The organism is Pedobacter sp. (assembly GCF_035566355.1).
GTDB lineage: Bacteria > Bacteroidota > Bacteroidia > Sphingobacteriales > Sphingobacteriaceae > Pedobacter.
Genome location: NZ_DATMRL010000266.1, coordinates 1 through 6,269, shown reverse-complemented (window position 1 = coordinate 6,269; position 6,269 = coordinate 1). Strand labels below are relative to the sequence as shown.

The 6,269-nt window shown below is 45.4% G+C and carries 4 protein-coding genes; 3 read left to right on the top strand and 1 reads right to left on the bottom strand.

Annotation, left to right across the window (positions count from 1 at the left end):
* From VNZ46_RS10500 to VNZ46_RS10490, 3 genes are all read left to right on the top strand, one after another.
* The coding region (locus VNZ46_RS10500; RefSeq protein WP_325560120.1) for a RagB/SusD family nutrient uptake outer membrane protein at positions 1 to 1,355 on the top strand (1,355 nt) is incomplete at its 5' end.
* Between the two features lie 28 nt (positions 1,356 to 1,383).
* Positions 1,384 to 2,508 carry an acyltransferase family protein gene (locus tag VNZ46_RS10495; protein WP_325560119.1) on the top strand — a complete coding sequence of 375 codons (1,125 nt, stop codon included), beginning with the start codon at positions 1,384 to 1,386 and terminating at the stop codon, positions 2,506 to 2,508.
* Between the two features lie 42 nt (positions 2,509 to 2,550).
* Positions 2,551 to 5,085: a family 20 glycosylhydrolase gene (locus VNZ46_RS10490; RefSeq protein WP_325560118.1), complete on the top strand. Its 2,535-nt coding sequence runs from the start codon at positions 2,551 to 2,553 to the stop codon at positions 5,083 to 5,085.
* 13 nt (positions 5,086 to 5,098) lie between these two features.
* On the opposite strand, the gene dinB is transcribed toward VNZ46_RS10490, so the two are convergent.
* A complete protein-coding gene (gene dinB / locus VNZ46_RS10485) occupies positions 5,099 to 6,202 on the bottom strand; it encodes a DNA polymerase IV (protein ID WP_325560117.1) in 1,104 nt (367 codons plus the stop codon).
* Between the last annotated feature and the right edge of the window lie 67 nt (positions 6,203 to 6,269).

Sequence of the window (6,269 nt, the reverse complement as noted above, 5' to 3'; positions counted from 1 at the left end):
GTGCAGACCATAGTAATATTGAAGGGCAGGCCCGCTTTCTACGTGCACATTTTTATTTTGAACTTAAAAAAATGTGGAACATGGTGCCTTACACAGATGAAACCACTACAGATTTCAACCAGCCCAACAATACCGACATCTGGCCAAAAATTGAAGCAGACCTGAAGTTCGCCTATGAGAACCTTCCCGGAACACAATCAGAAATAGGCCGGGCCAATAAATGGGCGGCAGGTGCCTATCTGGCCAAGGCCTATCTTTATCAGCATAAATTTGCAGAGGCCAAGGCTATTTTTGATGTAGTGATTCCGCAAGGCACCACTACCAGCGGAAAGAAATATGCCTTAAATGAAGCATTCGCTGATAATTTTACGCCAAGTAAAGAAGACAACCCTGAAGTGGTTTTCGCGATACAAATGGCTGCAAATGCCGATCCAAATGGTCCTTCTAAAGGAAACAACGGAGACATGCTCAATTTCCCATACGGAGAAAGTCCATTCGGATGTTGTGGTTTCTTCCAGCCTTCTATAGACCTGGTAAACCATTTCCGCACCAATGAAACCACTGGATTACCTTACCTGACCGATTACAATAGTCATCCGATTAAAAACGACATGAACATCAGCGGTGATCAAAATTTTGATCCGGATCAGGGCACCATTGACCCGCGCCTGGACTGGACCGCCGGAAGACGTGGTGTGCCTTACCTGGACTGGGGCAATTACCCAGGTAAACCCTGGATCAGAAGCCAGTTGTATGGCGGTCCTTACGGTCCTAAAAAGAACATTTTCTGGCAGGCTACCCAGGCCACCGATGGTGATTTCAGCACCTGGGCACCGGGTTCTTCCATCAATTACCTGGTGATCCGCTTTGCTGATGTGCTGCTTATGGCAGCAGAATGTGAGGAACAGGTGGGCAGCCCGGACAAGGCGCAGGAATATGTAAATTTGGTCAGAGCAAGGGCTGCAAATCCAAAAAGCTGGGTTTACAAATACATTGACGATGACAATCCTTTAAAAGGCTTTTCAGACGAACCTGCTGCCAATTACAAGGTAGGTGCTTATCCTGCCGGAGATTTTGCCTCCAAAGGTAAAAACTATGCACTAAGTGCCATCTATTATGAGCGTAAAATAGAGCTGGCTATGGAAGGTCACCGCTTTTTTGATCTGGTGAGATGGGGCATAGCAGATCAGGAATTAAATGCTTACTTTAGTTACCAGGGAAAATTGACACAAGATGTAAGCAGAGGTAAATTTAATGCAGCAAGGAACAACTATTATCCTATTCCTCAGCGGCAGATCGACCTCAGTCAGGCAGGAGGTGCTCCAGTTTTAAAACAAAACCCAGGCTACAATTAATTACCAGGATCTAAACCAGAAACATCACATGAACCCATCTCCACAACGATTTCTTTCCCTGGATGTATTCCGGGGAATGACCGTTTGCTTTATGATCATTGTCAATACTCCAGGCCGGGGCGCTACCCCATTTGGTATCCTGGAACATGCCCGCTGGCATGGTTTTACCCCTACCGACCTGGTCTTTCCTTCCTTTTTGTTTGCAGTTGGAAATGCCATGAGTTTTACCATGAAGAAATTTGCCGAAATGCAGACGGGCGATGTCCTTTTAAAGGTATTTAAGCGCACCTGTGTTATTTTCCTCCTGGGTTTTCTGCTCTATTGGTTTCCTTTTTTCAGTTATGATAAAACAGGACATATGGTTTTCTCTCCTTTCAGCCACACCCGTGTACTGGGCGTGCTGCAGAGAATAGCGCTGTGTTACTGTATTGCCTCTCTGATGGTGCATTTTCTATCTACCCGTACCGTGATTATGACCAGTGTAGTCATGCTGCTGGGTTACTGGATCATACTGCTGGTTTACGGAGACCCTTCAGACCCTTTCAGCATGCTGGGCAATGCCGGGCAATATCTGGATAAAGCTGTTCTGGGAGAACATCATCTTTATCATGGCGAGGGTGTAGCCTTTGATCCGGAAGGCATATTAAGTACCATTCCATCCTGTGTTAATGTGATTATCGGCTATCTGACCGGGGTTTTTATACAAAAGAAAGGTAAAGGATATGAAACCATAGCAAAGCTCCTGTTAACCGGGGCTTTGCTTGTACTGGTCGCCATATGCTGGAATGCGGTATTTCCAATCAACAAAAAACTATGGACCAGCTCTTTTGTGCTGGTCACCTGCGGTCTTGATCTGATCCTGATTGGCGCATTGATCTATATGATAGAGGTCTTATCCTGGGATAAATGGACGAAGTTTTTTACCGTTTTTGGTAAGAACCCTCTGTTCATTTACCTGGTTTCGGAAGTACTGCTGACGGTTATAGACCTTATTTTTCCGAAATTGCATTTCTATAAATGGATCAACGAATCTTTTTTCCAGGTCATTGCACCGGGTCCGGTAGGTTCTCTCTTATTTGCCCTCTGTTTTATGCTGGTTTGCTGGCTGGTGGGTTACATTTTAGATAAACGTAAAATATATGTAAGGGTTTAAACCCGGAATTAAACAGAATTTACTTCTTTAACACTAAAGGTTATGAAACATCTTTTAATAACAGTTTTGCTGTTAAATACCTTTCTTATGTCCTTTGCCCAAACGCCGAAACAGCTGAATCCTGCCGATGTTCAATTGAAGTGGGAATTGCTCGGTAACAAATACAAGAACACCGGTCTGGCCCTTTCCAGGCTCACACTGATCAACGAAGGAAAAGAAAGCCTTCCGGCAAGTGGATGGAGCATTTATTTCAATTCAGGGAGATTAACTGTGGCGGATACAGATACCGCTGCTCTGCAGATCCAACAGGTCAATGGCGATCTGTTTCGTCTGGTTCCCAAAGCCGGTAACCTTTCTGTAGGACCCGGTAGCAGTAAAAAGATCCAGATACTGGCAGAAGAAGCCAAAAACATCTCTGATTTTCCCTCGGGGTTTTACCTGGTCTGGGACAGACAGCCGGAAAAAGGTTATCCTTTCAAAGAGGTTACCACAAGTTCTCTCCTTAACAGAGATCAGGAGGAGGCAGCACTTGCTTCCAAAATATACCATCAGAATCAGTTGATCAGGCCGCTTACAGACGAAGAAATCCCGAAGATATTTCCTAGTCCGGCCAATTATCAGCCACAAACCGGAACGTTTGAGTTCAGTGCAAAAGTTAAACTTTCTGCAGATGCAGATTTCCATCAGGAGGCCATGTTATTTGCAGAGGAGCTATCCAGGCTTTTCGGAAAGACTGTTTCGTTAAATCAAACCACTGCCGGGCCGGCCATCGTATTTAAAAAAGAAAAGAACCTTGGCACGGAAGCGTATACATTGAGCATCAGCCCACAGCAAATTTTGATTCGGGCTTCAGATCCTGCCGGTGCATTTTATGCTATTCAGTCTTTGAAAACCATGTTACCACCTGACTTATGGTCCAGTCATTTAAAATCTGCAAAAGTTCCCTGTGCCCAGGTGCAGGATGCCCCACGTTTTAAGTTTCGTGGATTTATGCTTGAAGTGGCACGGAATTTTCAATCCAAAGCCGAGGTGCTGAAGGTACTCGATGTCATGGCTTTGTATAAGCTCAATGTACTACATTTCCATTTAAACGATGATGAAGGCTGGCGGCTCGAAATCCCTGGTTTGCCGGAACTCACTGAAGTAGGTTCTCAGCGGGGACATACGGTTGACGACCAAAAAAACATCCTGCCCTCCTATGGCTCAGGTCCTTTTACTGGTGCAAATTCTGGTAGCGGCTTCTATGCCAAAGCCGATTTCATAGAGATTCTGAAATATGCGGCCCGGCGGCATATCCAGGTCATTCCAGAGATTGAAACGCCCGGCCATGCGCGTGCAGCCATCAAATCTATGGATGCCAGATACGACAAGTTGATGAAACTGGGCCAACAGGCTGCAGCCGAAGAATACCTGCTGCGCGACAGGAATGACCAGTCGGTTTACCGCTCTGTACAGGGCTGGAATGATAATGTACTCAACCCTGCCCTTCCTTCTGTTTATCATTTTATGGAAAAAGTAGTGGATGAGATCGGATCGATGTATAAAGAGGCTGGTTTAAAACTGAGCACCGTCCACTTTGGGGGTGATGAAGTTCCCGCAGGCGTATGGACCCGCTCGCCTGCAGTAGCCGATTTGATTAGACAGGATTCAACGGTAAAAGGACCCGATGATCTTTGGTATTATTATTTTACGAAAGTAAACGCCTTACTCAAAACCCGCAGACTTTATCTCACTGGTTGGGAAGAGATCGGATTGAGAAAAACGCTGCTCGACGGGCAGCATAAGATGATCCTCAACAGTGCTTTTGTAAACAACAACTTCCATACCGAGGTTTGGAACAATGTGGATGGCAATGAAGATTTACCTTATAAGATGGCCAATGCCGGCTACAAGGTTACGCTGACTTGTGTAACGCATCTCTATTTTGATTTGGCAGCGAATACAGATTTTGAAGAACCCGGGCAATACTGGGGAGGTTATGTGGATACAGATAAACCTTTTTATTTTATTCCTTATGATTATTACAAGTCTTTTAGGGAGGACGTAAACGGACATCCTGTTAACCCGGCGGTTTTTACAGCTAAAGAACGCCTAACTGATTTTGGAAAAGCGAACATTATTGGCATACAGGCGCCGCTTTGGAGTGAAACTATAAAAAGTCCGGAAAGGTTGGAATACATGCTGCTCCCTAAACTTCTGGGGCTTGCAGAGCGGGCCTGGGCTAAAGATCCTTCCTGGGCTATAGAAAAGGATACGCTTAAAAGCAAACCATTGTACCAGGAGGCATGGTCGGCTTTTGTTCATGTGCTGGGCAAGCGTGAGCTTCCACGCCTGAGTGCTTACAATGGTGGATATTTATACCGGATACCGACGCCAGGTGTGGTGAAGGAAAATGGTTATGCCATGGCGAATACTTCCTACCCCGGACTGCTTATACGTTATACCACTAATGGCACTGAACCTAGCACATCCAGCCCTGTTTATCAGCAGCCGGTGCCGCTTAAAGGTGTTCTGAAATTTGCGCTGTTTAATCCTTTGGGAAGACAGGGTCGTTCTGTTGCGGTAAAGTCATTATAGAAAGAAACAGGCATCAGGGAAATAACCTGCCCTGATAGCCGTTTTTTTCAAATTGTAATACATCTTCTCCAAAATTAGAAACGGTAATACCCAGTAAGCGTACGGGTCGGTTGGTGAAATCTACGGATTCCAAAAGAACCATAGCAGCATTAAGGATAAGTTCCTGTTCTGCCACCGCAGTGGGATAAGATTTACTGCGGGTAATGGTCTTAAAGTCGCTGAATTTGATCTTAACGGTTACCGTTCGTCCCTTCAGCTGGTTTCTTTTTATACGATCTGAAACAATCCGGGAGATCTTTTCCAGTTCAGCGGCCATTTCGGGAATCGTGATCAGATCTTCCGGAAAAGTATCTTCTGCACCAACAGATTTGGTTTCCTGGTTGGCTTCTACTTTTCTATGGTCTATTCCCCTTACAATCTTATAAAAGAAATGGCCGGATTTTCCGAAGAGGTTAACCAGCTCCACTTCGCTGAGCTTTTTAAGGTCGCCGCCGGTATGCAGCCCGCGCATTTTCATTTTTTCAGCGGTTACCTTACCTACGCCATGGAATTTTTCCACAGGCAGTTTTTCCATGAAACGCTCAATTTTAGAAGGGCCGATAAAGGTTAATCCATCGGGTTTATTCATATCCGAGGCGATTTTAGCGACAAACTTGTTGATAGATACGCCTGCGGATGCGGTGAGCTGCAGTTCATCACTGATCATTTGCTTGATCTGCCTGGCTATTTCTATGGCTGATCCTATACCTAGTTTATCGTCTGTAACATCCAGATAGGCCTCATCCAGGGAAAGCGGTTGTATTTCATCGGTAAAACGGCTGAAAATTTCACGGATATGGATGGAAACTTCTTTATAGGCAGGAAAGCGCGGGCGAACAAAGATCAGGTGCGGACAGAGTTGCTGTGCCTTTTTTGAAGGCATGGCAGAATGTACTCCATATTTACGGGCCTCATAGCTGGCCGTTGCCACTACGCCTCCCCTGCCTTCTGGTGAGCCGCCAACAGCAATTGCTTTTCCACGATATTCCGGATGGTCCCTTTGCTCTACAGAGGCATAAAAGGCATCCATGTCTATGTGAATGATCTTGCGGTATTGCTTTTCTTCAGCGGGCTCCATTTCGGAAGGACTTATTCTTTAGGCTTTGGGTGAACAAAAATTAAATCCACAAAAAAAGGTCCACTAC